The 25849-nt window shown below is 59.8% G+C and carries 16 protein-coding genes, 1 tRNA gene and 4 pseudogenes; 15 read left to right on the top strand and 6 right to left on the bottom strand.

The window, feature by feature from the left end; translation table 11 throughout:
- Positions 1-629: 629 nt before the first annotated feature.
- Positions 630-1735: pseudogene (locus HCU76_RS32215) on the bottom strand (IS110 family transposase).
- A gap of 334 nt (positions 1736-2069) precedes the next feature.
- Here HCU76_RS32215 and HCU76_RS32210 point away from each other — a divergent pair.
- The 7 genes from HCU76_RS32210 to HCU76_RS32180 all read left to right on the top strand — a co-directional run bounded on the left by HCU76_RS32210 (position 2070) and on the right by HCU76_RS32180 (position 10769).
- Positions 2070-3254, top strand: a complete 1185-nt coding sequence (locus HCU76_RS32210) for an N-acetyl sugar amidotransferase (protein ID WP_213956684.1) — start codon at positions 2070-2072, stop codon at positions 3252-3254.
- A gap of 6 nt (positions 3255-3260) precedes the next feature.
- Positions 3261-5315 (top strand): ATP-binding protein, encoded by a 2055-nt coding sequence (locus HCU76_RS37375; protein ID WP_213956683.1) that lies wholly within the window; start codon positions 3261-3263, stop codon positions 5313-5315.
- A gap of 129 nt (positions 5316-5444) precedes the next feature.
- On the top strand, positions 5445-6488 hold the full coding sequence (gene gntD / locus HCU76_RS37370) for a guanitoxin biosynthesis L-enduracididine beta-hydroxylase GntD (RefSeq protein WP_213956682.1): 1044 nt from the start codon (positions 5445-5447) through the stop codon (positions 6486-6488).
- A gap of 29 nt (positions 6489-6517) precedes the next feature.
- On the top strand, positions 6518-7315 hold the full coding sequence (locus HCU76_RS37365; RefSeq protein ID WP_371319941.1) for an acetoacetate decarboxylase family protein: 798 nt from the start codon (positions 6518-6520) through the stop codon (positions 7313-7315).
- 9 nt (positions 7316-7324) lie between these two features.
- Entirely contained in the window at positions 7325-8434 is a 1110-nt protein-coding gene (locus HCU76_RS32190) for a citrate/2-methylcitrate synthase (RefSeq protein ID WP_213956680.1), read from the top strand.
- A gap of 33 nt (positions 8435-8467) precedes the next feature.
- Positions 8468-9604 (top strand): aminotransferase class I/II-fold pyridoxal phosphate-dependent enzyme, encoded by a 1137-nt coding sequence (locus HCU76_RS32185; protein ID WP_213956679.1) that lies wholly within the window; start codon positions 8468-8470, stop codon positions 9602-9604.
- Position 9605: 1 nt separating this feature from the next.
- Complete coding sequence (locus HCU76_RS32180) at positions 9606-10769, top strand: acyl-CoA dehydrogenase family protein (RefSeq protein ID WP_213956678.1); 1164 nt, start codon at positions 9606-9608, stop codon at positions 10767-10769.
- Between the two features lie 371 nt (positions 10770-11140).
- On the opposite strand, the gene HCU76_RS32175 is transcribed toward HCU76_RS32180, so the two are convergent.
- The 3 genes from HCU76_RS32175 to HCU76_RS32165 all read right to left on the bottom strand — a co-directional run bounded on the left by HCU76_RS32175 (position 11141) and on the right by HCU76_RS32165 (position 12847).
- Positions 11141-11216, bottom strand: a tRNA-Arg gene (locus tag HCU76_RS32175).
- A 158-nt stretch (positions 11217-11374) separates the two neighbouring features.
- A complete protein-coding gene (locus HCU76_RS32170; RefSeq protein WP_213956677.1) occupies positions 11375-11722 on the bottom strand; it encodes an H-NS histone family protein in 348 nt (115 codons plus the stop codon).
- Positions 11723-11782: 60 nt separating this feature from the next.
- Positions 11783-12847, bottom strand: coding sequence for a DNA-binding protein (locus HCU76_RS32165; RefSeq protein ID WP_213956676.1), 1065 nt, complete (start codon positions 12845-12847; stop codon positions 11783-11785).
- Between the two features lie 157 nt (positions 12848-13004).
- On the opposite strand from HCU76_RS32165, the gene HCU76_RS32160 reads away from it, so the two are divergent.
- From HCU76_RS32160 to HCU76_RS32150, 3 genes are all read left to right on the top strand, one after another.
- Positions 13005-14174, top strand: coding sequence for a site-specific integrase (locus HCU76_RS32160; protein WP_345944706.1), 1170 nt, complete (start codon positions 13005-13007; stop codon positions 14172-14174).
- Between the two features lie 61 nt (positions 14175-14235).
- A complete protein-coding gene (locus tag HCU76_RS32155) occupies positions 14236-14535 on the top strand; it encodes a BrnT family toxin (protein ID WP_213956675.1) in 300 nt (99 codons plus the stop codon).
- Positions 14519-14785: a BrnA antitoxin family protein gene (locus tag HCU76_RS32150; protein WP_213956674.1), complete on the top strand. Its 267-nt coding sequence runs from the start codon at positions 14519-14521 to the stop codon at positions 14783-14785. Before HCU76_RS32155 ends, HCU76_RS32150 begins: the two co-directional genes overlap by 17 nt.
- 320 nt (positions 14786-15105) lie before the next feature.
- On the opposite strand, the pseudogene HCU76_RS32145 reads toward HCU76_RS32150, so the two are convergent.
- Positions 15106-15369, bottom strand: a pseudogene (locus HCU76_RS32145) (IS3 family transposase); the annotation flags it as partial.
- A gap of 77 nt (positions 15370-15446) precedes the next feature.
- Here HCU76_RS32145 and HCU76_RS32140 point away from each other — a divergent pair.
- The 5 genes and pseudogenes from HCU76_RS32140 to HCU76_RS32110 form a co-directional block, all read left to right on the top strand.
- Positions 15447-16290, top strand: a pseudogene (locus HCU76_RS32140) (site-specific integrase); the annotation flags it as partial.
- A 696-nt stretch (positions 16291-16986) separates the two neighbouring features.
- A pseudogene (locus HCU76_RS37360) lies at positions 16987-18059 on the top strand (transposase).
- Positions 18060-18493: 434 nt separating this feature from the next.
- A complete protein-coding gene (locus HCU76_RS32120) occupies positions 18494-23302 on the top strand; it encodes a class I SAM-dependent methyltransferase (RefSeq protein WP_213956670.1) in 4809 nt (1602 codons plus the stop codon).
- 46 nt (positions 23303-23348) lie between these two features.
- Complete coding sequence (locus tag HCU76_RS32115) at positions 23349-24098, top strand: methyltransferase domain-containing protein (protein ID WP_213956669.1); 750 nt, start codon at positions 23349-23351, stop codon at positions 24096-24098.
- Positions 24095-25288 carry a DUF563 domain-containing protein gene (locus tag HCU76_RS32110; RefSeq protein ID WP_213956668.1) on the top strand — a complete coding sequence of 398 codons (1194 nt, stop codon included), beginning with the start codon at positions 24095-24097 and terminating at the stop codon, positions 25286-25288. Before HCU76_RS32115 ends, HCU76_RS32110 begins: the two co-directional genes overlap by 4 nt.
- A 13-nt stretch (positions 25289-25301) precedes the next feature.
- On the opposite strand, the gene HCU76_RS32105 is transcribed toward HCU76_RS32110, so the two are convergent.
- Positions 25302-25832 (bottom strand): SGNH hydrolase domain-containing protein, encoded by a 531-nt coding sequence (locus HCU76_RS32105; protein WP_345944705.1) that lies wholly within the window; start codon positions 25830-25832, stop codon positions 25302-25304.
- Between the last annotated feature and the right edge of the window lie 17 nt (positions 25833-25849).

Below are 25849 nucleotides of genomic sequence, written 5' to 3'. Positions count from 1 at the left end.
TTCGTCAGGTAACTTAGCTTTCTGAAGATGCTCGAGCCACAACAATTCTTGTTAGGTCGCTTGCGAAGGCCTTGGCGTCCTTCGACGCCACAAACCTTACGGCACCGACATAGCCGCCAACGGAAGGCACGCTAAACGCGTGCGCTTTAACCAGAGCTTGGATAGATTCGTTCAATGTTGTCATGTCGCCTCCGGCGGTCGGTTACGCGAACGGTACTACTCAGCACCTCTTACGCGCTTTTAGAGCGCTTGAGCTGATCTGTCAAGGACGGACAACAAAGACCAAAGGCGCCACAGGCGCCCGCACAGGATCGCCGCAACACACGAATGCGCTGGCATCAATGGCGCGGTGTTGGCATCATGTGCGTTGGTAGGTGTTTCGGCTGTGCCGCGACGCACGTCCTAGACTCATATGGTCGCCACTGTCAATAGCGACTGCAGGTTATAGGGGGTCAGGCATGTTTTTGGGATCGATGGGGTGATGCGACTCGAGCGTTTGCAGCGACGATGAATCAGGCTCAATATCCGCGGATTGGTTACCTGCACTTCATCGATTCGTCGCGGGCCTACCTCGCTCTGAGGTCGGGGATCATCCTTGCGGTGCCCTGGTAACGGGCTCGAGGGTTGCCCTATCGCTGCTCGTGCCGCATCACCAGATCGATCCCGGAGGTTTCTTCTTTAGGTTGCCTCCAGTTCTCCCGCTGCGCCTGCATGCCGATCGCCCAGACGAAGCCCGCCAGCTCTTTTGCGACCGCGACACAGGCCTTGTTGGTTTGCAGGCCACGCGCATTCAATGCTGCAAATCGCTGAGTCAGCCGCAGTTGCGCCGTCATGCCCATTCTTCGTATGGGTTCGGACAACTCTTGTTGTCGCACCTGTGCCCGTCTGCCGATGCGTGCCTTGAAGCGATAGTTCCAGGCAGCCTCGGTCAGAAGTCGCCGTGCGCGCGTTGCCTGTCTTGGTGATGCTGCCTCGGCTCGTGCGCTCGCCGCTGGGACTCTCAGATGGAACCAGTCCCAGATACCCCATGAGCTTGCGCGGATGGGCAAAGCGCCCGCGGTCGCCGATCTCGGCCACCAGGCCAATCGCCGTGATCGCGGCCACGCCACGCAAAGACCTGCACCGCACCTACCACCGGTTCGAAGCGCCAGCCAGCGATCGAGGCCTCCAGTGATTCGGTCAGGCGGTCGACGCGATCGTCCGCTGCCGTCACGGCTTGCCATTCGGTGAACGCTGTCTGGGCGGCGCCGGCGCCGAAGTTCAGTGTCCCCAGCCAGCGGTCGTAGGCACCGCACCAGGAGGTCTTGCCCTTGTAGCGCACGTAATGGCGCAGCACGAAGGCCTTGAGTTGATGGCGGGCCTGCATGCGACTCTGGACCGCGTCTTCACGCGCACGCGACAAATCACGGAACGCTTCATCGTCAGGATCGGGGATCCACACGGCGCTCAATTGGCCAGCGCGCGAGCACTCGGCCAATTGGACACTGTCGCGTGAGTCGGTCTTGATCCGGTCGCCGGGTCGTCGCGGAATCTGCGACGCGGCTATCATCTCGCAAAGGTAACCCTTGGCCTCGAGGGCACGCTGCAGCCCGAAGCCCGTAGGACCAGCCTCGTAAGCGACGTGCAGTTGATCCGCGGTGCCGACCTTGGCCAGCACCTTCAACAACTTGTTCCTGTCGTGCGGCACCTTGCCTACCAAACACCCCGGCGCTCGGTCCGGCTCGGCCGCCGCCACGGGCGACCATGATGTAAGGAGATTTCCGGAGGTCGTCGCCGCAGACCTCCAGAGTGAGACTGTTGGGCCAGTTGGAAGACCAATCCAAGGCACGCAGACCGTTGGGCAACGAGGCTGGATCAGGTAGAAGACTTCACCGCGGGGGAGGGGCTGGTAGAAACACTGTCCGCGTATCCTCAAGATGAATGTCAGACTCCACAAGGACTACAACCCAAGGGGCCAATGATGCGCACGTGTAAGGGGAATAGTCCGTTTCAAGCCGCTATATTCTGAGTCGCGCCGGATCACGAACGAAACGAATTGCGCAAGGTGCACCGAGAGGGTTAACAAGTTCATGAGTAACGCCTACTGCAAACGATGCGCCCTGCCAAGCACTCGGCGCGGTGTTGAATTCGATAACGATGGCATCTGTTCTGTATGCCGGCACCACGAATTCAAGAACGGCAAAGTTGACTGGGATTCCCAGGAGCGCGTACTCCGCGATCTCGTTGAAGGAGTTCGAGGTAAGGCCGCTTATGATGCAGTAGTGCCATTCGGTGGAGGCAAAGACGGCACATATGTTCTCTTCTATCTAACAAGGGTGCTTGGCCTTCGCTGTTTAGCGATTACAGTCGACAATAGATTTTTGCGACAGAGTGCGTGGGAAAACTGCGCCCGGGTACTCGATGAACTTGGCGTCGATCAAGTGACATTTCGGCCGCCGATTCGAACTGTGCAACGACTAATGCAAGTCGGACTGAGTCTGGCGGGAACAGTATGCTGGCACTGCACTGCCGGGATTTCCGCCTTTCCCGTTCGAACAGCGATCGAGAGGGGTATTCCATTAGTCGTTTATGCACACAGCTTGAAAGAATACTACGCCTATCCTGGCAGGACGTATCGCGACCCGTCCAACCTAGACGTCGTGAATCAAGAATGGTACGAACTAGTCACTGCCATCAATTTTGATCGAATGGCCGAGGCCGTTTCGGACTTAGATCCAATCGCATTGAGGCCGTTTGAGTTCCCATCCATGGACGAAATCTCCTCGTCGGGCGTTCGCGCCATTTTCCTTAGTAACTACATACTATGGGACGAGGCGCGCCAAGCTAGTGTGATTGCGGAGGAGCTTGGTTGGAAAGGGGCATCGCAGGAAGGTGTGCCGATCGGACGCGAGTACGAAAAGTTTGATTGCTTTCTGGTTGGTGCGCATGACTACCTTCGATTTATAAAAGAGGGCTATGGACGTGGCGCGCGAATCGGATCCCTTGAGGCACGGCTGGGCAAAATGTCAAGCGAAGAGGCTTTGAATCTCGGGAGATCAAGTGACGGGCGTCGTCCAGCAAGCCTTGATAAGGTAATCGAAATCCTCGAGATTGACGAAGAGGAATTCCTTGACTTCGCTGTCGCACATTCACAGCCGGGCTCAAACTTTGATGTTGAAGGCGTAAAAAGAGGCGAGCCCCTTCCTGACGCCGATCTCATGCCCGACGGACGATCCTTCGTTCAAAGGAGCAGTTCGCGAAATAGATCGAAATAGAACGAAATGCCTGAACATCGCATGGAGGGAGGGGGTGCGCGGGGCCGCAGCATTCCGTTTAGTGCCATTGTCGGTCAACTGAGATTACAGTCAGCGTTACTGATCAGCAGCATCGAGCCCGCCATCGGCGGGGTGCTTGTTCGCGGTGCGCCCGGGACCGGAAAGTCAATGGCCGTGCGCTCTTTCGAGCGCCTACTGCCGGAGATTAGGTCAGTAGACGGTTGCAGCTATAACTGCGATGCTGAGCATCCGGGGATCACCTGCGAGTCCTGTAGGAAACTGTTCGCTGAAGGCAAGCTTGAGTTGGTGTGGCGCAAGACGCCCTTTATCACATTGCCAATTGGTACGACCGAGGACCGTCTGCTCGGAACTGTTGACCTTCAAGCGCTTCTCAAAGATGGCACAAGCCGAGTAATACCCGGACTTCTCGCCCAAGCACATCGCGGGTTCCTGTACCTGGACGAAGTAAATCTTGTCCCCGACCATCTCCTTGACGCGCTTCTAGACGCGGCGAGTTCCGGAGTCCATCGCGTCGAACGGGAAGGCCTCTCGTTGTCCCACCCGGCGAGCTTCTCTCTTATTGGGACAATGAATCCAAGTGAGGGTCACCTGCGTCCACAGATCCTCGACCGTTTTGGATTGTGTGTTGACGTGGAGGGAGTTAGGGACGTAACACTCCGAGTGCACATAATGAACTGCCAACTCGACGCCGACGGGGACACGAACACGCGCCGGCTCCGAGAGATTGATTCGGTGCTATCGAAGCAGATATTAGCTGCTCGCGCATTGCTACCACAAGTCAACTTTCGTCGAGCCGATACGCTAAGAAGCGTCGCGGCGATCACTGCGGAGCTTGGCGTGGAGAGTCACCGCGCAGACATCGTTATATTGCGTTCAGCCGCGGCGATTGCTGCGCTGGCGCAACGCACCGAGGTGAATTCCCATGACGTCGCCATAGCGTCGGCCCTGGCGTTGGCCCATCGCTGCCGGGATCCGCGCGAGGTGTTGCGAACCGTGAATAGACGTTTGGGGTTGGATGATGCATTCGACTCATTGGATAAGCTCCTAATATCCTCAGGTGAGCCATGGCGAACGCTAGTCTCGGCGAATGAGGCCGAAAGCAGCGACCCAGACGATGGGCCTCAAGATGGCCTCAGCGGTGAGCCTTCTGGGTCACATGACTCAGGAACCACTTCGAAGCAATTCAACCCTGGCGGAGGCTTCGATGCGACGAGCAGTATTCACTCCGAAGTCGAGTTGCCCGCCGTTCGCGCGTTGGTTTTGGAACTCCGTTCTATAAGCAGGCTTACGAGTGCAATTCGACTTTCCACCCGACCTTGGCTGCTGGAGCGCATGGGTCGCACCAGCAATTTGGCGCCGCTATGTTCGGGTAGCGCAGTTGGCGGAGCCGCTGCCTCAATCTTGCCTATGCGGATCCCTGGCTGCCTGGCAATCTTAGCTACCGTACGCACGGCCATTTTCCGCCTACTATCAAGTGGTGCATTAGCCACCAAGCTACTGCCACTAGAGCTACTTGAATCCGATGTAGTGCGCCGAGCGCGACAAGGCCGTCCCAATATTGCACGCGTCTTTGTTTTGGATGCGTCTTGGTCAATGGGTAAGGACGGCTCCTTTCACCTAGCCCGCGAACTGATAAGGCACATTCTTTTGGAGAGCCGGCGCGGTGATCGGCTCGCACTGGTCGTAGCTGGAGGCGTTAACGCACATTTGGCCATTCCGTTTGGCAAATACTCGGAGCCCATTAATGACTTAGTTCAGCGACTGCGTCCCCGTGGCCGCACCCCGCTACTTGAAGGACTTACGACAGCGCTTTTGCATTGTCGTAATCGATGGTTGTACAAGGGCTGCGCCACTCCGATGGTTGTGGTCGTTTCGGACGGCTATGAGAACCGAACTTCGGCAAACTCTGCGGCAGTGAGTGCTGCGATTGCTCCACATCAGCGGGTACCAGGTGTAATAGTGGGAATCGGGGATGGTGCGTCCGGTGCTTTGCACCAATCAATATCGGCGCAAACCGGCTGGCGAATCATAGCACTCTAGGTTCTACCACGGTGGGGGTGTTCTTTTGTCAGAGATGACATCGTGGAATATGGGTTTCGGCAGCCGGATCGCGGCAAAACGAATTTAGAGAAATGACGTCTATGGCTTTAACGGAGCGGAGGTTACGGGATGGGCATTGATCGGTTGCCACACCTTTTCGTAGTTCAGTTAGAGCGCGATGAACGTGACGCAGCCGTTCAGCTCTGCGAAGAGCTAGTCCATAGTTTCTCGAGCGAAAAGAATCACACGCTGCCGGGGATGACTGAGACTTATGCACAGGAACTGCCCCGAGGTCTGCGTAGTGAACTCAATCGCTTTCGGCTAGAAGAGCCGGCGTGCATTTGTTTGGTGCGCGGATTTCCCATTGACGATGACGCGCTGGGTACGACACCCTCAGATTGGAGAGGCGCCTTAGACACCGCCCGGTCTGCCGAAGTGTTCTTCATCCTTTGCGCGTGCCTTCTTGGCTCACCATTCGGATGGGCGACCAAGCATGGTGGTCGCATAGTGCACACTATCGTGCCAACGCCATGTGACGAAATGGAGCAACTTGCATCAAGTAGCGCCGAGACTCTTACTTGGCACACGGAGGATTCATTTCATCCACTGCGCGCCGACTACGTTGGATTAATGTGCCTTCGCAATCCGTGCAACACTAAGACGACGTTCACTTGTGTTCATGACCTTCATCCCGACGTGCGGCAGGATGCCGTGCTGTATGAGCCTCGATTCCGAATCGTGCCGGACGAATCGCATCTAAACGCGAACAGCGCAAAAGAGGGGGGGGCAAAACAGCTTCAGCTGCTTGCGAGAGCAAAGGCGTCAATAGAGAAGATGATTGCTGACTCCAATCCAGTCCCGCTACTCTTCGGCGATCCGGATTCGCCTTATATGCGGCTCGATCAGTTCTTTTCGGAGCCCCTGGACGGCGATGTGAGAGCCGCAAAGTCTATGGGAGCCCTCTATCGTAGCGTAGCTGCTGGGCTGAAAGGTTATGCACTGCAGCCTGGTGAAATCTGTTTCGTAGACAACTATCGGGCGGTACATGGGCGCGACGCGTTTCGAGCTCGGTACGATGGGAAGGACCGTTGGTTATTGAGACTAAACGTCACACGTGATCTTCGTAAATCTCGCGAGCAGAGAATATCCTCAGGATCAAGAATCGTTTACTAACTGTCGCCGCAGGCGTGACTCTAGAGGAAATGATGGACATGAAACTCTCGGGCTACACGCTTCCGTTATCCCCATCTGGGCGCTCGTCCTTGGTTCCCCCTCCGCCATGGCACTTCTCCGGCGATGTCCTTTTGGTTGAGTACCGGGCGGACCGGAACGCAGTCAAAGCGTTTTTGCCAACTGGCTTGGAGGAAGGTGAGATCCCCGATTTAGCGGCAGCAATATTCGGGGACTGGCAGTCTTGCACAGACGCTGGCATTGAGCTTCTGGACCCTGTTCGATCCCAATACCGTGAGTTTTATATTGCCTTATCGGCTCGTTGGCAGGGGAAATCGGTAGTTCGATGCCCCTTTTGTTGGGTTGACCGAGATTTTTCGCTCGTTCGTGGGCTAATTCAAGGATACCCAAAGAAGATGGGAAGCATTGGAATCACTCGCACGTTTGATTCTGGCCGCGCTTCGCCCGGCGTGGGGCCGGGGTCATGTTTCTCAGGGACCCTGGCTGCTACCGACCGACGGCTAGCTGAAGTACGTGTAACGCTCACCGAAAAGGCCGAGCCACCGCCCATCATGCTCGCTCCGTTGGTGCATTCGCGATGCTTCCCAGCTTGGGATCCGAACAGACTTCCAGTTGACGAATTGGTAACCGGTGGCTCAACGGATCAGCGGATTGGCAATGTGTGGTCGGGTGCTGCAGAAGTTGAATTTTTTGATTCACCGCACGACGAGCTGAGTTTGCTTCGCCCAGTTGAGATTATTCGTGGATATCGCTTCTCCTTCTCAGAAACGATTACTGGCGGGCAAATTCTGCTTGCAAACGGCAGATAGAGCGAAAAAATGAAAGCAAACGCAGAGTTCCGATCAGGTCTTGAGGGCGTCATCGTCGCCGAGACCGAAATCAGCCACGTCGATGGAGAAAATGGTCGGTTGATCTATCGCGGCGGCAATGCCATCGAGTCTTTGGTCAATAAGAGCTATGAAGAGGTTGCATTTCTCCTGCTTTATGGCTGGTCACCAAATCCTTCGGAGCTTTCACGAATTCGCGAGGAGTTCGCTAAGGCGCGGCATTTAGGCAAATCAGCACGCCTAGCCCTATCCGGTCTGCCGCCGGTAGCGGATCCGATGGACGCGTTGCGTACAGTGTTGTCTGCTCAAGGAGCAGAGCGCAACTCAAAACACATCAATCCGTCCGAAGCCCTCCAGATTACGGCAGTAGCCGCAACGGCAATTGCAGCGTTCCAGCGTCAACGACTTGGTCTTACTCCAGTACTTCCCCACTCGGAACTTGGTCATGTCGCGAATTTTATGTATATGCTTCGCGGGACACAGCCCGAAGAGGCGGAGGTTCGTTGGCTAGAAGCCTATTTTGTTGTCACTGCAGATCATGCGCTCAGCCCTTCTACATTTACGGCGCAAGTTGTTGGATCGACGGGCAGCGATCTGTGGTCCTCCGTCGTCGCTGCAATTTGTGCACTGAAGGGACCAGCGCATGGTGGGGCGATTGCCGAGGCGACGCGGATGCTCGAGCAAGTGGGTACGCCGGAGCGCGCGGAGGTTTTCGTGGCTGAGAGATTCGCCCGTAATGAGCGCATTATGGGCTTTGGCCATCGGGAGTATCGCAAGTACGACCCACGAGCAAGAATTTTGGCTGACGTCTGCCGCCTTGCCAACCCTGCTTATCACGAATTGGCGCTTGCTGTCGAACACGTTGTCCTGCGCGAGCTCAACCGGAGACATCCTGACCGACCAAACTTTACGAACATGGACTATTTTGCGGGTGGCGTATTGAGCGGGGTCGGGATTGCGGCGGAACTTTTCCCCTGTGTATTTGCAGCATCGCGAACACTCGGATGGTCTGCACATGTGATTGAGTACATTGCCCGAGGAGGGCGCATAGTGAGTCCCGCCTCGAGCTGGGCTGGTCCGGCCCTGCCAGAGGACACTTAGTTTTTGGATTTGGTGAGCATAAGTAGTGTATACATGACAACAGATCTCAATCTCACCGAGCTCGAACTGCGCGCGATCGGCGCGGAGCTCAACCTCGCTGACGGGCACCCGCGCCAAGATTTGACAAAATCACAGTGTGATGTGGTCGCACAATTTCCGGATCTTTTCTGGTTTTCTCGTCAGCAGATTTTCTCCGAGATTGAACGCAAAGCGCAAACCGCGTTCCTTACTGCTCTTGGGCAGCATATGGCACCTGTCCAGGCCGGCCGGGTCTATAGCGTGTACTCTTCTTCAGTAGCTACCATGGTGCTAGCCAACGCGCTAAGAGGCCATCGTGTCGCAATGCTGCATCCTACGTTCGACAACATCCACGCCATTCTCTCCAAAGTGGTTCCGGTCATGTCCATGAGCGAGAGCGAAATTGCTGAGATTCGATTCTCCGACGAGGTCGACAAGCAGGCAACGTGCCTCTTCATAACGACTCCGAACAATCCAACAGGATGGGTACTTACTCAGAGTGCTCTGGAAGGGCTTTGCTGCTACTGCCTTCGCAAGGGGAAGGTCCTGTGTCTTGATGTGTCCTTTCGTGGATTCGATATTCGTGCACAGTTTGATCACTATGCGGTGCTCGAGCGCACAGGCGTCGAGTACGTGCTGGTCGAAGACACGGGGAAGTTGTGGCCGCTCCAAGAGTTAAAGCTTGGATTCCTTGCAGTCAGTGAGGGCTTTCGAGAGAAAGTCCACCATTGCCTCAGTGACGTCCTGCTAACTGTTTCTCCGTTTCTCTTGCAATTAGTGGAAGTATTCTCGCTTGACGGAGCTGCAGGAGGTTTCGAAAGATTGCACGCGCTGATCGCTGAGAATCGGAAGATGATTGTAGATGCCCTAGACGGCTTCGAAGATATTAAGGTCCCAGATTGCGACGCCCGTATCAGTGTCTGCAGGCTGCAGCTTCCGACCTCGCTTCAGGCTGAGAAGGCGTACAAGTTTTTGACAAGTCGTGGAGTTCACGTACTGCCCTGTCGACAGTTTTACTGGGAACGGCCAGAAGATGGTGCGAGACTTATTCGCATCGCATTGGCCAGAAATAAGAAAGTAGTGGCGGAATTTCTAAGTCAGTTTTCGATGGTGCTTCCCAATATTCGCGAGACGCGTGCTTCCGGAAGGTGATATGGCGATGCGTACATCAGTTGTTGATGCCATCCGCCAACTGGCGCCGACGATTGAGGAGCGCGCAACTGATATCGAGCGAGGCGGCACAATTCCCCGCGATTTGCTAGCTCAGTTGCGCCAGGCGGGTTGTTTCAGAATGATGGTTCCCCGCTTCTACGGGGGTTTAGAGATGTCCCTTGCTGAAACCTTAGAAGTCATCGAGGTTTTGTCTAGTTTGGATGCCTCGACCGGATGGTGCGTGATGATCGCCGCGAGCAATGTGTTGGTTCTAGGTCTTCTGCCGCATGCGACATTTGAAGCTATCTACGACAATGGACCGGATGTAATATGCGGCGGATCTCATGCACCAAGAGGGGACGCAGTGCCTGAAAGCGGCGGCTATTCCATTTCCGGTCAATGGCCGTTCGCAAGTGGCAGCCACCATTGTGACATTTTCGCCGTGCAGGCGAAGGTTCGGCACGGCGGGGAGTATCAGTTAATGGACAATGGGAGGCCACAAATGCGGCTTGCTATTTGCCCGTCCTCAGCGCTGGCGATCGTTGAAACTTGGGACACCCTCGGACTAAGGGGCACAGCGAGCCATGACCTCCGTGCTGATAGTGTATTTTTCGCTGATGACTGGACATGCCAGCTCTTTGGCGCTACGTCATCAATAAGCGCGCCCGCATTTAAATTGCCTTCTGTTGCGCCACTTGCACTCTTCATTGCCGCAGTGGCGCTCGGAACTGCAACTGCGTTGCTTAATGACCTCTGCTCAATCTCGTCCAAAGGTAGGATTTCGGCGTATGGATTCGAGAAAGTAGCACGGTCTTCATTGTTCCAAAACAGCATAGGTGAACTCGATGCGAACCTAGGCGCCGCTCGAGCGCTTGTATATGACCACGCAAATCGGGCGTGGACGAAGGCGTTGTCCGGCGAGTCTTTTTCGCTCATTGAACGCGCGCGTATGCGCACGGCAAGCTCATACGCTGTGCCTGTTGCGGTCCACGTGGCTGGAGAAGCATTTCGACTGGCTGGAAGCTCTGCGCTTCAGAACGCATCGGTACAACGTCGCTTGCGCGACGTTCAGACGTTAGCGCAACATGCCGGCGTGGGAACAGAATTCTTTAAGATTGCTGGTGCGATTCTTCTTGGCGAACACACTGATGTTTTTCGTATATGACCAGCTTTGGTGTAGCGACTTTGGCACGCGCGTGCTGGTAACGGTCTGCCCCAGCTCGATGTGAGGTAATCGTCCTTTCGGTGCGGATTGCCACGGGCGGCGAGTAAAAACGCCATTGAAATCAGCAGCTTGCATTTCGGATGATTTGCGCGAGAAGCCCTTCACTCAAGTCGTTGATCCGTAATGGTATTTTTGCCCTAACCTTGACAAGCCGCACCAAAAGGACGATCACCCCGAAAAGAGCTTGCAAATGGCGCGGGGTCCATACATGCACGAAAAGGACGATTACCCATGAATGAGACGGCGACGAAAACTCATTTTGATGACCAAAAGGGTGCTACTTAAACGGCCCGGCAACACCTACTGGCACATGGTCCCGCCGCCAGAATTCGAACCTGGATCTCGGCCTTCGGAGGGCCGACTTCTGATCCATTGAAATACGGCGAGAGGTCTGACGTGAGGGGATCGACAACCTCGACTATTAACGATTCGCGGGTAGCCGCAGCCTTGCGGTGGCGTGGCATCAGTCTTGGCGATGCGGCTTCCTAGCAGAAGCGATGGCGCTGACGGAACCCTCGCTGCAAATCCGGGGCCGCGTCATGGGTCTACGTGGACTCGGATGGGACCTTTACCTTTGCCAACTGCTCAGCGAGCCAGCGCGGTTTGCGCCCGCGCGAGCCACCGACCCATTTTTCGCCCTTCGGCCCCGTATAAGTGGGACCCGTGGGAGTCGCGCCCGCCGGAGCGATACGACGACCCGGCACCGACGATTTGCCGGTCAAACCGAGTTCTTTCGCGGATATGCGGTATTCAGCAATCTTCCGCCGCAACTCTTGAACGACCCGGCCGATTTCTTCCTCGCGTTGCTTCGCGGCGGTGGCTTGCAGCTGCGCGATTTGCCCCTCGTGCTCCTTGATCTGGGCATCGATTTCGGCGAGAGAAAGAGTTGCCATTGCTTATCCTGATTTTTTCAACGTGGAATAATAATCCGATCGCGCCGCTATTAATAGCAACTACCCCCGAAGTCGCTTGGCTTTTAAGCGAGCGCCGGATCCACGAGTGGCAACCTTGCGCCCGGCGCCTATCGCGCCGACCAGGAGCGCGCGAGTGTCCTCATGTGATGTCTTTTCTTCGCTGAGTTGCCGCAGAGCATCGTCGAGTCGTTGCTGGAGCGCCGAGCCTTCCGATTGCGCCAGCGCCAGCAGGCTCACCTGCAGGGAGAGTTGATCGCGAAGCTCGCGCTCGACCTGCTGGGCCGCCTGCTGTGTCTCGCGCAGCATCCGGCGGCCGGCCTCCAGCGTCTGGGCTGCGGCTTCTTCACTGCGCAAGCGCTGCTGCTGTTCCCGGGCCAAGCCGGCTTCCAGCTGCTTCGAGGCCTGGCGGGCACGGTCGACCTCCTCATGCGAGTGGCGTTCCAAGGCGGCGTGGCGTTCCCGCTCCGCCTTGGCATCCTTGTCCCGCTCGGCCAGCGCCTTCGTGTGCTCCTGCCGCAGCAGTTCCTTGCTGGCGTGAGACTGCTGGAGGAGGGCGTTCAGCCGGGCGATCTCCGCTTCTGACATGGCCCGCAGCCGTGCAGCCTCGGCCGTCTGTTCGGCCAGTTGTCGCTCCAGCGTCGCGCGCGCCTGCTGCGAGGAGGCCAGCGCGGCGTCCAGGCTGGCCCGGGCCTGTTCAAACGCAGCTTCGCGCTGCGCCAGGTCGGCCTGGCCAACCGCTAGTACATTGGCCGTTTCATCGAGCTGCGCCCGGGCGCTCCCAAGCTCCTGCCGCTGAACATCATCAGCTTCGCGCCGCGCCGTCTCCCAGAGTAGCCGGGTCGCGTTCCGCACGCTCACCGGCACACCGTCCGCGTCATTGCCCGCCGCGAGATTGGCCGCGGGGTTCTCGCCACCGGCCAGCCGTGACGCCAGCGTGCCGAACCATTTCTCCAGCATCGGGCTGACGGTATTGGGCGACCCGCGCCCGATCTTGAGCCGCACGCGCTCGATGGTGGGCCTCAAGCCCTCGGCCAGGAGCGCATCCGCGGCCCCGAACACGTCTTCTTCCTGAATACCACGTCGAAACTGTTGAATCTCAGCCATTTGAACCTCGCAACTTTCAGGCGAACGACCGCCCTTCCCCGTAATATTTACCCTCGATAAGGGATAGTTATCGTGACCTATCGGCGTATGATGTAGCAGATCATATGTCATATGTATGAATATTTCTAGCGATCCCTCCAATCCGCACCCCTCGCTCGTGAACGCCCCCGAATGGCGCCCGGCACTCGAGCCAACCCGGCTTACGCAAACCGCCGAGGCGGCGGCGCGGGCGCTCCTGCGCCAGGGTGAATCGGCCAACACGCGTGCCTCCTATGCCTCGGCCATGCGCTACTGGTGCGCCTGGTTCGCCGCGCGCTACGGTCAGGCGCTGCAATTGCCGGTGCCCGTTCCGGTTGTGATCCAGTTCATCGTCGATCACGCAGCGCGCAAGGCCGACACCGTCGACGAGGACTCCGCGGATAACGCAGACACCGAAGGCGCAGCGGCCCACGTGAAATCAGCAGCAAAAACAACTACGAATTCGAGATCAGCGGCGAATCTGAAAAGCGGGCTGGTGAATGAGCTGCCGCCGGAGATCGATCAGGCGCTGGTGGCCAATGGGTACAAGGCAAAAATTGGAGTGCCGGCGCTCAGCACGCTGGTGCATCGGGTGGCGGTGCTTTCGAAAGCACATCAGCTGGCCAAGGAAAGCAATCCCTGCGGCGACGCGCTCGTGCGCGAATTGCTTGGCAGGACACGTCGTGCCTACGCCCAACGCGGTTCCCGCCCGCGCAAGCAACGCGCACTCACGAAAGATCCGTTGCAACTCGTTCTAGCCACCTGCGACGAGACGCTGCGCGGAAAGCGCGACCGCGCCCTGCTCCTGTTTGCCTGGGCCACCGGTGGCAGGCGTCGGTCGGAGGTCGCCGGCGCGACGCTGGAGAACCTGCGGCGCGTCGACGCCAAGTCGTTTGTCTACACCCTCACTCACTCCAAGACCAACCAGTCCGGCCAGGACCGTCCCGAGGACATCAAACCCTTGGTCGGAACCGCGGCGCTGGCGATGCAAGCGTGGCTTGCCGCCAGCGGCATCAAGGAAGGCGCCCTCTTCCGTCGCATCCGCAAAGGTGGCCATCTGGGCGAGCCGCTGGCACCGGCGGCCGTGCGCGACATCGTGAAGGAGCGCTGTGCGCTGGCGGGGGTGGAAGGAGAGTTTTCTGCGCACTCGTTGCGGGCGGGGTTTGTGACGGAAGCCGGCAAGCAGGCCATGTCATTGCCGGAGACCATGGCGATGACCGGGCACCACAGCGTGGCCACCGTCATGGGCTACTTCCGCGCTGAAAGCTCGCTCAACAGCAAGGCGAGCCGCATGCTCGATGAGGATTGACGATGAATCGCGCCGGCAGAGACGAAAGCCCGATTTCTGTACATGATGGTAATATACAAAGATGATTGAGCTGGGCCCCGTCATCGGGTTTGAATGGGACAAGGGCAATGCGCGCAAGAACGAAAAGCACGGTGTGTCAACGGCAGAAGCCGAGCAACTCTTCTTCAACGCGCCTTTGCTGCTCCTGGAAGACGTGGCCCATAGCCATCTGGAAGCTAGGTTCCACGCATTGGGAAAGACCGACGATGGGAGAGCATTGCATGTCACGTTCACGTTGCGTCAGTCCAATCTGTTGATCCGTGTCATCTCGGCAAGGGACATGCACCGAAAGGAGCGCGCCATCTATGAGCAAGCAGACTAAAGCCATCCCAAAGTTCACCAGCGAAGCGCAAGAGCGTGCGTACTGGGAGAAGCATGACTCATCGGATCACCTGGACTGGTCAAAAGCTGCGAAGGTCACCCTGCCCAATTTGAAGCCGACGACGAAGACGATTTCGCTGCGGTTGCCCCAGCATTTGCTGGACTCGATCAAGGTCGCGGCCAATGCCCGCGATGTGCCGTACCAGTCGCTGATCAAGGTCTGGCTGCAGGAGAAGCTTCGCGCACATTGAGCGAATTTCCTGCTCTGGGTGCCCAATGCGTTGAGTGATTGTCGCGCCCGGCGCGAAGAGGTTTCACACCCCCCCACTTTTGGCAATGAACGTTGGGCGCCACTGGGTCGCACCACACGGCGGCACCCAGCGCCGCTTTTGCAGAGTGACGGATTTGCTTCGCACAAGGACGAAGTGACAAATTTGGTTCGCAAGCGTCGAGAGGAATTGCGTCACCGGGATGCCCCGCAGCAATGGCTTGGCAAGGGAGCACGGTCGCCGATCACGTGCGACAAGCCGCGCCTGAAGGGCGGCGCGCGTCAAGGCAGTTGTCGCCTGATTCATGCAGCCAGCGGCTGTATGTCTGGCACCCTCGCATTTGCCTGAACGATGCAGTCTCGTTCGGGGTTGAGGGTCACTGGGCCGATAGGCGACCAGTTGCGTGTGGGGCCTGACCAGCGCGCTGGGTTGAGCGCGCGGGCACAGGTGTACAGCGCGTGACGCGCAGCAAGGATGGCCTGGTCTTCACCGTCGTGGCGCTGCGCTGGGCTGACGTAGCGGATGCCGCTGTGTCGATGATCATGGTTGTACCAACGCACGAAGCCGGCAGCCCACGTACGCGCGTGACGGTAACGGCAACGCGATGGACGCGAAAACGCCGGCGAGCTCGAAATCCGCTGCCAGAACGAAGTCCAAACTCGTGCATGAACTGCCGCCCGAGATCGACCAGGCGCTCGTGGCCAACGGGTACAAGGCAAAGCTGGGGGTGGCCGGCGCTCAATACGCTGGTGCACCGCGTGGCGGTGCTTTCGAAAGCACATCAGTTGGCGAAGGAAAACAATCCGTGCGGCGATGCCCTGGTGCGGGAACTGCTGGGCCGCACGCGCCGTGCCTACGCGCAACGTGGCGCGCGCGCGCACAAGCAGCGCGCGCTGACAAAGGATCCGCTGCAGGCGGTGCTGGCGACCTGTGATGACACCCTGCGCGGCAAGCGCGATCGCGCGCTGCTCCTGTTTGCGTGGGCTTCGGGCGGGCGGCGTCGCTCCGAAGTGGCGGGGGCGACCTTTGAAAACCTGCGGCGGGTCAATCCCCATGCCTGCGCAATCGCCTACGTTTACACCCTGGGGCACTCCAAGACGAACCAGACCGGCGCCGAACGCCCGGAAGACGTGAAGCCGCTTGTGGGCAGCGCTGCGCTGGCGATGCAGGCCTGGCTGGCTGCCAGCGGGATCAAGGAAGGCGCCCTCTTCCGCCGCATCCGCAAGGGCGGGCATCTGGGCGAGCCCCTGGCACCCGCCGCGGTGCGCGATATCGTCAAGGAGCGGTGTGTGCTCGCCGGCGTCGAGGGGGATTTTTCTGCGCACTCGCTGCGGGCGGGCTTTGTGACGGAGTCCGGGCGACAGGCGATGTCGCTGCCCGAAACAATGGCGATGACGGGGCATCACAGCGTCACGACCGTGATGGGTTACTTCCGCGCCGAGAGCTCACTGGGCAGCAAGGCGAGCCGGATGCTTGACGACGAGTGACAGGTAGTGTGCGCCCGGTTCGCGCTCGTCGCGAACGTCACTGCCTGTTGGCGTTTTCTGAGCGCTCCCCGGGATCCAAGGCGCATCATCGGGAAGCACCGAGCGACCCCGAGATGGCAAGCTGATGACCGTGCCCATCACGCCTCCCGATCTGCTCGAGCCAAGCTCAAATGAGTCTCCTGCAGGATCTGATCGACAAACTCCTTCGTGAACCATGGCGTGCGGCCTGGCCCAGGCAGCTTCATCCTGTACCGGGCAATGTCCTGACCCCAAACAGCACGCTGCGTACAGCCAACATCAATTCCCCACTGGTACTCGCCCAAGAGAGAAATAGTCGCCAGCCTGTGCAATAGGTCTTGAATGCACGCGACGTCATACGCTGCGTTCCCCTACCGACGCTTCGCCGACACCCTCGCGGATGCCTGCGCACGGCTCGGGGCCAATGCGGTTCGCTATTCCTTCATTGCGGTGGACTTTCACCACTTACTCCTTGCCGGTCTCCCGGCGCACCCAAGCGAATTGGTGCCGTCGAAGCGCCAGCAGGTCGACAGGGCTGCGATCCCAAGGATCACGCTCACCACGCGAGCGACCGCACCGGGGCGAGCAAGTCGGGCTTTCACGGCGCGACTGACCTGCCCCCTCCCAGCCGTACCAGCGTAATGGCAGTGAAGTCCGTCAACTTGGAGAATGACGGACATGAGAAAGAGTAGATTCACCGAAGAGCAGATCATCGGTTTCATCAAGCAGGCCGAGGCCGGTTTGCCGATCAAGGAGCTGTGCCGCAAGGGCGGCTTCAGCGACGCCACCTTCTACAAATGGCGCGCCAAGTACGGCGGCATGGATGTGCCCGATGCCAGGCGGCTGCGTGAACTCGAGGCCGAGAACAACAAGCTCAAGAAGCTGTTGGCCGAAGCCCACCTGGACATTCATGCGCTGAACACCGCCTTGGGGGTAAAGCGATAGCCCCACAGGCCAAGCGTGCCGCCATCGCCACCATGATCGATCAATGCGATCTGAGCGAGCGGCGCGCATGCAGGCTTGTGGGGCTCTCCCGCGACAGCTACCGCAACCCACCCGAGGTCGATGCGCTGGCGTCCACGCCGGCGACGGGCCGGCCGGCCAAGCTCACCATCAAGCAGCAGGAGCAAGTATTTCGTTGGATCAACGGACGCGACCCGCGACAGTACGGACTGGACTTCGGCCTGTGGACGCGCCAGATCGCCGCCACCCTGATCGAGCAGAAGTTCAGCGTGAAGCTGGGCGTCACGGCTGAGGGCAGGTTGTTGGCGCGCTGGGGGATGTCGCCGCAGAAGCCGTTGCAGCGCGCCTACCAGCGCGACCCGCAAGCCATCGAGCGCTGGCAGCGTGAGACCTACCCCGGTATCGCTGCTGCTGCGAGGCAAACCGAGGCCGACGTCTACTTCTGGGACGAGTCCGGCTTTCGCGCAGACACGGTGCACGGCAAGACTTGGCCGGTGCGGGGCAAGACCCCGGTCGTCGAGCGCCCCGGGCAACGTGCGCGAATACATCGCTTCAACCAATGGCAAGCTCACCATGCACATCTTGCCCGGCTACGCACCCGACCTGAGCCCGGACGAGCTGGTGTGGAGTCATGTCAAGCGAACAGGCGTGGCCCGTAACGCGCTGCGCGCCGCGGCGAGAAACTGGCCATCCGAGTCGAGCAACAGCTGCGCCAAATGCAGAAGAACCGGCGACTGGTGCGGTCGTTCTTCCAGATGCCATCTGTCGCCTATATTACGGACTGCTGAGTAACAACGTGGCCAGCATCAATTGCACCTGCCCGCCCATGGTATCGGTCAGCGCGCCCCGAGAACCCCTTTGTGCGGCACGTGCACCGACTTCGATACCCGGTGACTGCTTCATAAGTTCGAAGCCAAAGTGGCGTGGCGCGCGGCTCGGCGACGCGTGGTTGAGTGCCCAACGGCTGACTCTTGACGTCCGAGGTCAGTGATCGCGTGTCCTTCGCCGGCACAGAACCACGTGAAATAGAAAAGCGTCACGCCGGCAAACCTCACAACATGGTTGCTTGGTGCTTGCTTGCGGCAATGCAGTCCACAGCACCCCGCAATGCCGGTCCATTGGCCTTGCCAAGACAAGGATAGTGCGCTGCAATGCCGATTACGCGCTTGTGGTCGGCACGACCCCTGCACATCGAGTAGTTTCCGAGATGGGGTGAGTTGAAATGGCCAAGGCACGAGAATCTGAGGACGACGATCTGGTTGCCGGCAGCGACCTCGTTCACTACCGGACTGCGCGACTTGCGGCCGCGGCGCCGTCGAATTCGGCCGCTTCCAATTCAGCGCGGGCATCCACCTCATTGGACGAGATCATTTCGCCTGCCTTGGCGGGCATGTTCAGGCGGCCGCAGCGCATCGGCAAGCGCAGCGGGTGGTGGGCGCACGTGCCCTTCGCCTCCTGGATCGTCCCCGCCTGCGAGCCTTGCCTGCTGGTGGAATTGGGGACCCACCATGGCGTGTCCTACAGCGCATTTTGCGAGGGGGTCGTACATGGGGCGTTGCCGACGCGCTGCTATGCCATCGATCACTGGCAAGGCGACCCGCACGCCGGCGAGGTGGGCGACAGTGTCTATGAAGAGGTGGTCCAGTTCAACGAGGTGCGCTACGGGACATTTTCCGAGCTGATCCGGTGCGACTTTGATCAGGCGGTTGAACAGTTTGCCGATGGGTCCATCGACCTGTTGCACATCGACGGCTATCACAGCTACGAGGCTGTCCGCCACGACTATGAGGTCTGGAAGCCGAAATTGTCTGCGAAGTCCGTGCTGCTTCTGCACGATACGAACGTACGTCGCGACGGTTTTGGCGTCCACCGACTATTCAAGGAATTCCAAGACAAGTTCGCGACATTCGAGTTCCTGCATGGTCATGGGCTGGGGGTGATCGCTCATGGTCCAGGAACGCCTGCCGCGGTAGCTCGACTGTGCAGTGCAGATGGCGCGTCGATCTACGCGATTCGGGAGCGCTTCGCGCAGCTTGGGGGCACCTGGAGCGCACTTGCCCGCGAAGACGAGGCACGTGCGTCGTTCCAGCAGCAGAGCGCGGGCCTGCCGCGCCAATCAGCCGAAATGTTCGCTGCCACGCAACAACAGTTGGGCGAGCTCGGCCGTCAGCGAGACATGGCGCAGGGCGAAGCGACAGCGCTGAAAAACAGACTCAACAACGTGCTGACTGAGCGGGATGCGCTGATTGCGCGTCAAGGTGAGATGCAAGGCTCCCACCTAGCCCAAAAACAGGCGCTTCAAACCGAACGCGACATGCTGTCCAAGCAGCTTCGCGAGGCCACGGCGCGTTCGACCGACCTCGAAGGCGCGCATCGGGCCGAGCAGGGGGCTCTGCGAAAGGAGCGCGATCACCTTGTCGAACAAGCGCGTACCATGCAACTGCAACACGACGCGCTGGATCGGCAGCAGCGCGACGCTAGGCAACGCGAGAGTTCGGCATTGCAGCGACTTGAAAGCGCGCTGGGCGAACGAAGCGAACTGAAGGCCGCGTGTGATCGGCTGCAACATCAGGCGCGCGAATCCGCCGCGTCGATCGGCCAGATGATGGCCAGCCTTCTGCAGCGGCATGAAGAAATCATCGGCCCACGCACCGTCGGGGATGCGTTGCCAGGCTATCCGTCGCCACGCCGCACGCCGACACCAAAGCAATACCCCGCTTTGCTCAACTGGCTCAAACCCGCCCTGCGCCGCTGGCGCGCGACACATGATCCTGTCGCGCGCATCGTGCGTCAATCCATCCTGTTCGACGCGCGCTGGTATGCGTCGCACTATTCCGACGTCGCCAGATCCGGTTTGGACGCTGCCTATCATTTCGCTGCATTCGGCGGCGCTGAAGGACGGGACCCAAGCCCCTGGTTCTCGACAAGCGAGTACCTGAGACAAAACGAGGATGTGGCGCGGCTCGACATCAACGCGCTGTATCACTACGAAGTCTTCGGCCGCAAGCAGGGCCGTCCCTTTGCGAATCCCCTGGCATCCGCTGCAGCATCCAGCCCGACGAACCCCAAGATCGGCAGCCTTCAGATCAAGCAGGATTTTCGGGAACAAAGCGAAGTGGGTCTGGACCGGTTTCTCGCCAGCAACGACAGACTTAGGCTGCCCGCCAGCGCACGACCGGCAGTCTCGATCGTTCTGGTGCTGCACAACCAAGCCGCCCTGACGCTCCGCTGCCTGGAGGCTCTGCGCGACTGCTGTGATATCGACGTCGAGATCATCGTCGTCGACAACGCATCCAGCGATCGCACACCGGCAATGATGAAAAAGGTCGACGGTTGCCGACTTGTTTTCGAGAGCGAGAACCTGCACTTCCTGCGCGGCGCGAACCGGGGCGCTCGCGAGGCGAAGGGCAAGCAGCTCCTGTTTCTGAACAACGACGCGTTGGTGCGACCAGGCGCGCTGTCGGCGGCGTGCCGCCTGCTGGAGTCGCAGGCCGACATCGGCGCCATCGGCGCCAAGATCGTGCTGCTGGACGGCACGCTGCAGGAAGCAGGCTCCATCATCTGGCGCGACGGAAGCTGCCTGGGCTATGGTCGCGGCGAAAATCCGGCGGATCCGGCATTTGCCTTCAGGCGCGACGTCGACTACTGCTCGGGCGCATTCCTGATGGTCCGGCGCGAACTCTTCGAGGCACTTGACGGGTTCGATCCTGCCTTTGCGCCCGCGTACTACGAAGACACCGACCTGTGCATGCGCCTGCGCGCGGCAGGCCATCGCATCGTCTATGAGCCGATGGCCGAGATCCTCCACTTTGAGTTCGGCAGCGCGACTTCGACCGAGGCCGCCACGAGCCTCATGCAAGATCATCGGGCCCTGTTTGCGCAGCGGCACGCGGTTGCCCTGTCCCAGCAGCATTGGCCGCATGGCGAGAGCATGCTGCTGTCACGCATGCGCCCTCATGCCGGCGAGCGCGTGCTGGTCATCGACGACCGGATTCCCATCCCGAGCCTGGGCGGGGGAAATCCCCGGGCCTGCCGGCTGCTTCATGGACTGCACGGTGCCGGCGCGTTTATCACCCATTTCCCGACTAACTTCCCGGACTTCGACGTCACGACCGTCTGGCGCGATCTGCCGCCGGAAGTGGAATTCATTGCAGGCAAGGACCGGCCGAGCCTGACGGAATTTCTTTGCAGCCGGGTGGGTTACTACAGCACCGTGCTCGTGAGCCGACCGCACAACATGATCACCTTCCGCGACTGCTGTCGCGAGGTCCCCGCGTTGTTGGCGTCGACGCAGGTGATCTACGATGCCGAGGCGATCTTTGCGGCACGCGAAAGTGCGCGCCAGGCGCTCCAGGGTGCCCACGCCTCGCCACCCCACCCGACATCGATGAGCTTGGAGACGGAGATGCGTCTGGCGCGCAGCGCCTCCATCGTGCTAGCTGTCAGCGAAGCCGAGGCACAGAGCTTTCGAAACGAGGGCTGCGCCGATGTCCGGGTTCTCGGGCACGCGCTCGCCCCCAATGCCCTGGGGGGGGATTTCGCAAGCAGGCGCGATTTCCTTTTCGTCGGACGACTCGAAGAAGACGATTCGCCGAACGCCGATTCGATCCGCTGGTTCGTGCAGCAGGTGATGCCCGAGCTCGATCGACTGATCGGCACTGATTACCAGTTGCGTGTGGTGGGCAGTTGTGCCCCGCGGCTGCGCGCACAGCTAGAGAGCCCACGCGTGCGTTTCCACGGCCGCGTGGGCGACCTCGATGAGGCTTACGCCAGCGCACGCGCCTTTGTCGCCCCCACCCGCTTCGCCGCAGGGATCGCTCACAAGGTCCACGAGGCGGCCAGCAAGGGATTGCCCGTTGTGTCGAGCTTGCTCATCGCAAGGCAAGTGGACTGGCGCCACGGCATCGAACTGCTCTGCGCCGACACGCGCGAGGGCTTTGCGGAAGCGTGCGCCGGTGTCTACACGAATTCTGGCAAATGGGATCGGCTTCGCCAAGCCGCCCTGGCGCGCGTTGCGCAGGAATGCGACCCGCGCCGCTTCCAAGCCACGATCAACGGTCTCCTGAAGATGGAACACGGCCAGGACCAACTCGACCTCGCACAAAGCGCCTCCCCGCCACCCGACCCCAGCAAGGAGCAAACCGTCGCCACATGGAGCGTGCCGCCTGAACAACGCGCGCAGTCCGATGGCCTTTTCTGGATGGCGCATCCGATGGTGGCGGCGCGACTCAACGTCAAGGCTTCGGGAGATGCCGCGCGCAACGACTACGACCACCTGATGGATGTGCTTGAATCGGCCGGCTGGCGTTTTCCGGTGCAGCATGTCGCATCACTCGGTTGCGGGTTTGGGGCCCTAGAAAGAGGGCTGGCGAAGCTGGGCATCGCGAATTCCATCGATGGTTTCGATCTTGCTGAGGGTGCGATCATCGAAGCGCGCCGGTTGGCGTCCGAACTCGGCCTGTCCGGTCTTCGATACCAAGTCGCGGACCTCGAACGTGAGGATCTGCCCGAAGTAGGCTACGACATGGTGTTCGCCAGCCACTCGGTCCACCACATCGCCGGCCTCGATCGGTTGTTTTCTTCGGTGCGTCGCGCGCTGCGCCCCGGTGGCGTCTTTCATCTGCAAGAGTATGTCGGTGCCGATCGATTCCAATGGCCCGACGCGCAGGTCGAAGGCATGAATGAATTCCTGGACTCGCTTCCCGCACGTTATCGCCAGCTGCCCTCCGGCGTCGAGCGTGGGCACCTGCGCCGACCGACGGTCGAGGAGGTCGTGGCGGTCGATCCGTCCGAAGCGGTCTGCTCGTCCGTTATCGTCGATGCCGTGCGACGCCACTTCCGCATCCAAGAACTCCGCGAGCTCGGCGGTGGGCTGTTGAGCATCGGATTGAGCGGCATCGCGCACAATTTCGACGCCAACAATCCCACGGATGCGGCCCATATGGAACGCTTTTTCCAACTTGAGGATCGTTTGATGGCCGAAGGTCGAATCGTCTCGGATTTCGTCTCGATCATCGCCGTGCGCGACTGACCACGCGTCTTCGGCGCGTCCCAACACCGGTGCGTGGCTCGAGGCCATGACAACCCTTCCTTCAGCGAGACCCATCACGATCACTATGACGGCGAACCCACCGGACGACGCCTTCGTCGCATACTATGACAGCGAGTGGCTGGCGAAGGCCGACTATTTCCGCTTGCATCGACAACGTTTCCTCCAGACTTGGGCATTTGTCGTGCGCCAGGGCCTCGCGCCCGGCGGCCAGGTGCTCGACATCGGCGGCATTGGACCGGTCGCCGCCTACCTGCAAACCACAGCGCCATGGCAAGCCTTCGAGACCAAGACGGACCTGCGCGAGCCCTTGCCGTTGCCCTCCGATGACTTCGATCTCGTGTTGTGCACGGAGACCATCGAACACATCAAGGACAAGGAGAGTTCCGCCATTGGCGACCTCGAGGCCTTCAACTACTCGGGTGCGTTGCAGTTGCTTTCCGAACTCGCGCGGGTGGTTCGCCCCAGCGGCTGCGTCGTGTTGACCACGCCCAATGCCAACTCGTACATCACTCTGCACAAGTGGCTCCATGGTCAGCTGTTGCTGATGGATCCCGCCCACGTTCGCGAATATTCTCCGGAGGATCTGGTGCGCGTCGCCCGGATGGCGGGTCTTCGGATGCTGGGGCTGGAAGTGTCCGACAGCTGGGAGGCGGAATTCGACCCATCGTTGGCAACATTGAAGGACGCCCTGGAGGCGCTGCCGGCGCTGCCGGCGCTGCAAACCATCGCACGGCAAGACAATATTCTGGCGTCCTTCGTCAAGGCAAACGGATGATTCAGCGGCTGCGCGACGCCTGGCGCAGAGCCCCCTGGAAAAGGCCTGCACAGACCCACAGCATCGAGCGCGCCGCACCGCCGGAGACGCCCAGCGTGGCACAGACGCGCTTTGCGCCACTTACGCCGGACCACTTTCCTGCAGAGTATCTGGAGCTGAGCCCCGCTGTAGCTTCGTGCCCGCCAGCGCCGGCGTTCGTGCTCGGCGGCATTTCACCGAGCCTGGCGCGCTTCTATCACGGCGAGCACCATATACCTTCGGTCGGGCTTTATCACTTGGACGATGTCGAGGTTTCCTCTCACAGCCTAGTGTCGCGAGATGGACATTTCCTTGTGTCGCCGCAGACCAATGTCTCCCCAGACGCCGTCAGCCAGTGCGCGCTTTACGGCGAGCTCACCGCGACACGAATACCCAGCCGTGTCGTGGAGGCGCCACTGGTTCTACTCGCCGGCCCTGGGCATCAGATCTGGGGTCATTGGCTCATCGACTTTCTGCCGCGGTTGCACATCCTGCACAAAGCTGGCTTTCGCATCGAAGACATGCAGTACCTGCTGCCGTCCACAGTGCCCCCCTTCGTCGAAGCACTCCTGGCACTGCTCGGGATCGAGCCACGCCGCTTGGTGCGCTTTCATCCCTACCAGGAAACCGTATTGGCGCGTCAACTCCTGCTTCCGACCATGTACCGCTATTCGAGCCGGGTGCACCCGGACATGGCGCAAGCCCTGCGATTCCTGGTGGAACGCATCGCAGCAAGGAACGACATTCCGACACCGCCCGCGGGATTCGAGCGGCTCTTCCTATCGCGCCGCGCTGCGGGCAGCGACGGCAGGCTCCTTCTCAACCGCGATGCGATCGAGCAGCAAGCTGCCGAAGCCGGTTTCAAGGTCATCTGCCCGGAACAGCATCCCCTCCTCGACCAGATCGCCCTCTTCCAGCAAGCCCGCCAAATCGTCGGTGAGTACGGATCGGCTCTGCACGGCAGCATCTTCTCGGCAGAAGGCATCACTGTGTGCGGCCTGCGAGCGACCACGATCCACCCGGGCTTTCTCCAATCGGGACTTTGCGAGGTCAAACTGCAGCGCATCGGCTACGTGCTCGCTGCGACCGGCGAGGCCGACATCGAGCAGCGCTTCCAAGTGGTCGAAGAGGACTTCGCGCTGGCCCTCCGATTGATGGATCTGATCGGTTGAGCGCTCAACGCGTCTACTCGATGAGCGCGATGCGCACGATGGCGAAGGGCAAGCGAATCCTGCCGGTATCAATGTAGAAAGATTCGCCACTTTCGCTTGAAGCGCGCATCAGGCAGTCATTCTGTTTGCAGAGGAATTGAAGCAACGAGACAAATTGAGCGCCCGCGTGCTGCGCGCTCTTGCGCATGGCATTTTCGATCGCTTCGCGCTTTCTCCAGAGCTCATGGAACTCAGCGCCTTCGAAGACGCCGAACCTGCCGTAGTCGAGCCGTGGGGACGGCATGCGGTGAAGCGGGTCTTCTCGCCACAATTGCAGGACGAATCGCGCCGGCGCCTTTTTCCGTGTCAGGCCGAGCCCAAGGACGACGACCCGCCCGACGCTGGCTTCCTTGAGCGCTGCCACTGTGGCGGTCAGTCCTGGGTCGCTGTAGAACTGCCAGATGGCCGACAACACGACCACGCTTGGCTTTGCTATGCGAACCAGGTCCAGCACACGGGCGTTGTTCGAGCGGCATGCCAGAGGTGGCGCCGGAAATCCGAACACAACGATAAGTGGTCAAA

The organism is Variovorax sp. dw_308 (genome assembly GCF_019207085.1).
In the GTDB taxonomy this organism is placed as follows: domain Bacteria; phylum Pseudomonadota; class Gammaproteobacteria; order Burkholderiales; family Burkholderiaceae_C; genus Variovorax.
This window is presented reverse-complemented; position numbering and strand designations above follow the sequence as displayed.

Coding starts and splice junctions, on each gene's coding strand:
- HCU76_RS32210 (WP_213956684.1), top strand. CDS start 2,070: ATGAGTAACGCCTACTGCAAACGATGCGCCCTGCCAAGCACTCGGCGC.
- HCU76_RS37375 (WP_213956683.1), top strand. CDS start 3,261: ATGCCTGAACATCGCATGGAGGGAGGGGGTGCGCGGGGCCGCAGCATT.
- gntD (WP_213956682.1), top strand. CDS start 5,445: ATGGGCATTGATCGGTTGCCACACCTTTTCGTAGTTCAGTTAGAGCGC.
- HCU76_RS37365 (WP_371319941.1), top strand. CDS start 6,518: ATGATGGACATGAAACTCTCGGGCTACACGCTTCCGTTATCCCCATCT.
- HCU76_RS32190 (WP_213956680.1), top strand. CDS start 7,325: ATGAAAGCAAACGCAGAGTTCCGATCAGGTCTTGAGGGCGTCATCGTC.
- HCU76_RS32185 (WP_213956679.1), top strand. CDS start 8,468: ATGACAACAGATCTCAATCTCACCGAGCTCGAACTGCGCGCGATCGGC.
- HCU76_RS32180 (WP_213956678.1), top strand. CDS start 9,606: ATGGCGATGCGTACATCAGTTGTTGATGCCATCCGCCAACTGGCGCCG.
- HCU76_RS32170 (WP_213956677.1), bottom strand. CDS start 11,722: ATGGCAACTCTTTCTCTCGCCGAAATCGATGCCCAGATCAAGGAGCAC.
- HCU76_RS32165 (WP_213956676.1), bottom strand. CDS start 12,847: ATGGCTGAGATTCAACAGTTTCGACGTGGTATTCAGGAAGAAGACGTG.
- HCU76_RS32155 (WP_213956675.1), top strand. CDS start 14,236: ATGATTGAGCTGGGCCCCGTCATCGGGTTTGAATGGGACAAGGGCAAT.
- HCU76_RS32150 (WP_213956674.1), top strand. CDS start 14,519: ATGAGCAAGCAGACTAAAGCCATCCCAAAGTTCACCAGCGAAGCGCAA.
- HCU76_RS32120 (WP_213956670.1), top strand. CDS start 18,494: ATGGCCAAGGCACGAGAATCTGAGGACGACGATCTGGTTGCCGGCAGC.
- HCU76_RS32115 (WP_213956669.1), top strand. CDS start 23,349: ATGACAACCCTTCCTTCAGCGAGACCCATCACGATCACTATGACGGCG.
- HCU76_RS32110 (WP_213956668.1), top strand. CDS start 24,095: ATGATTCAGCGGCTGCGCGACGCCTGGCGCAGAGCCCCCTGGAAAAGG.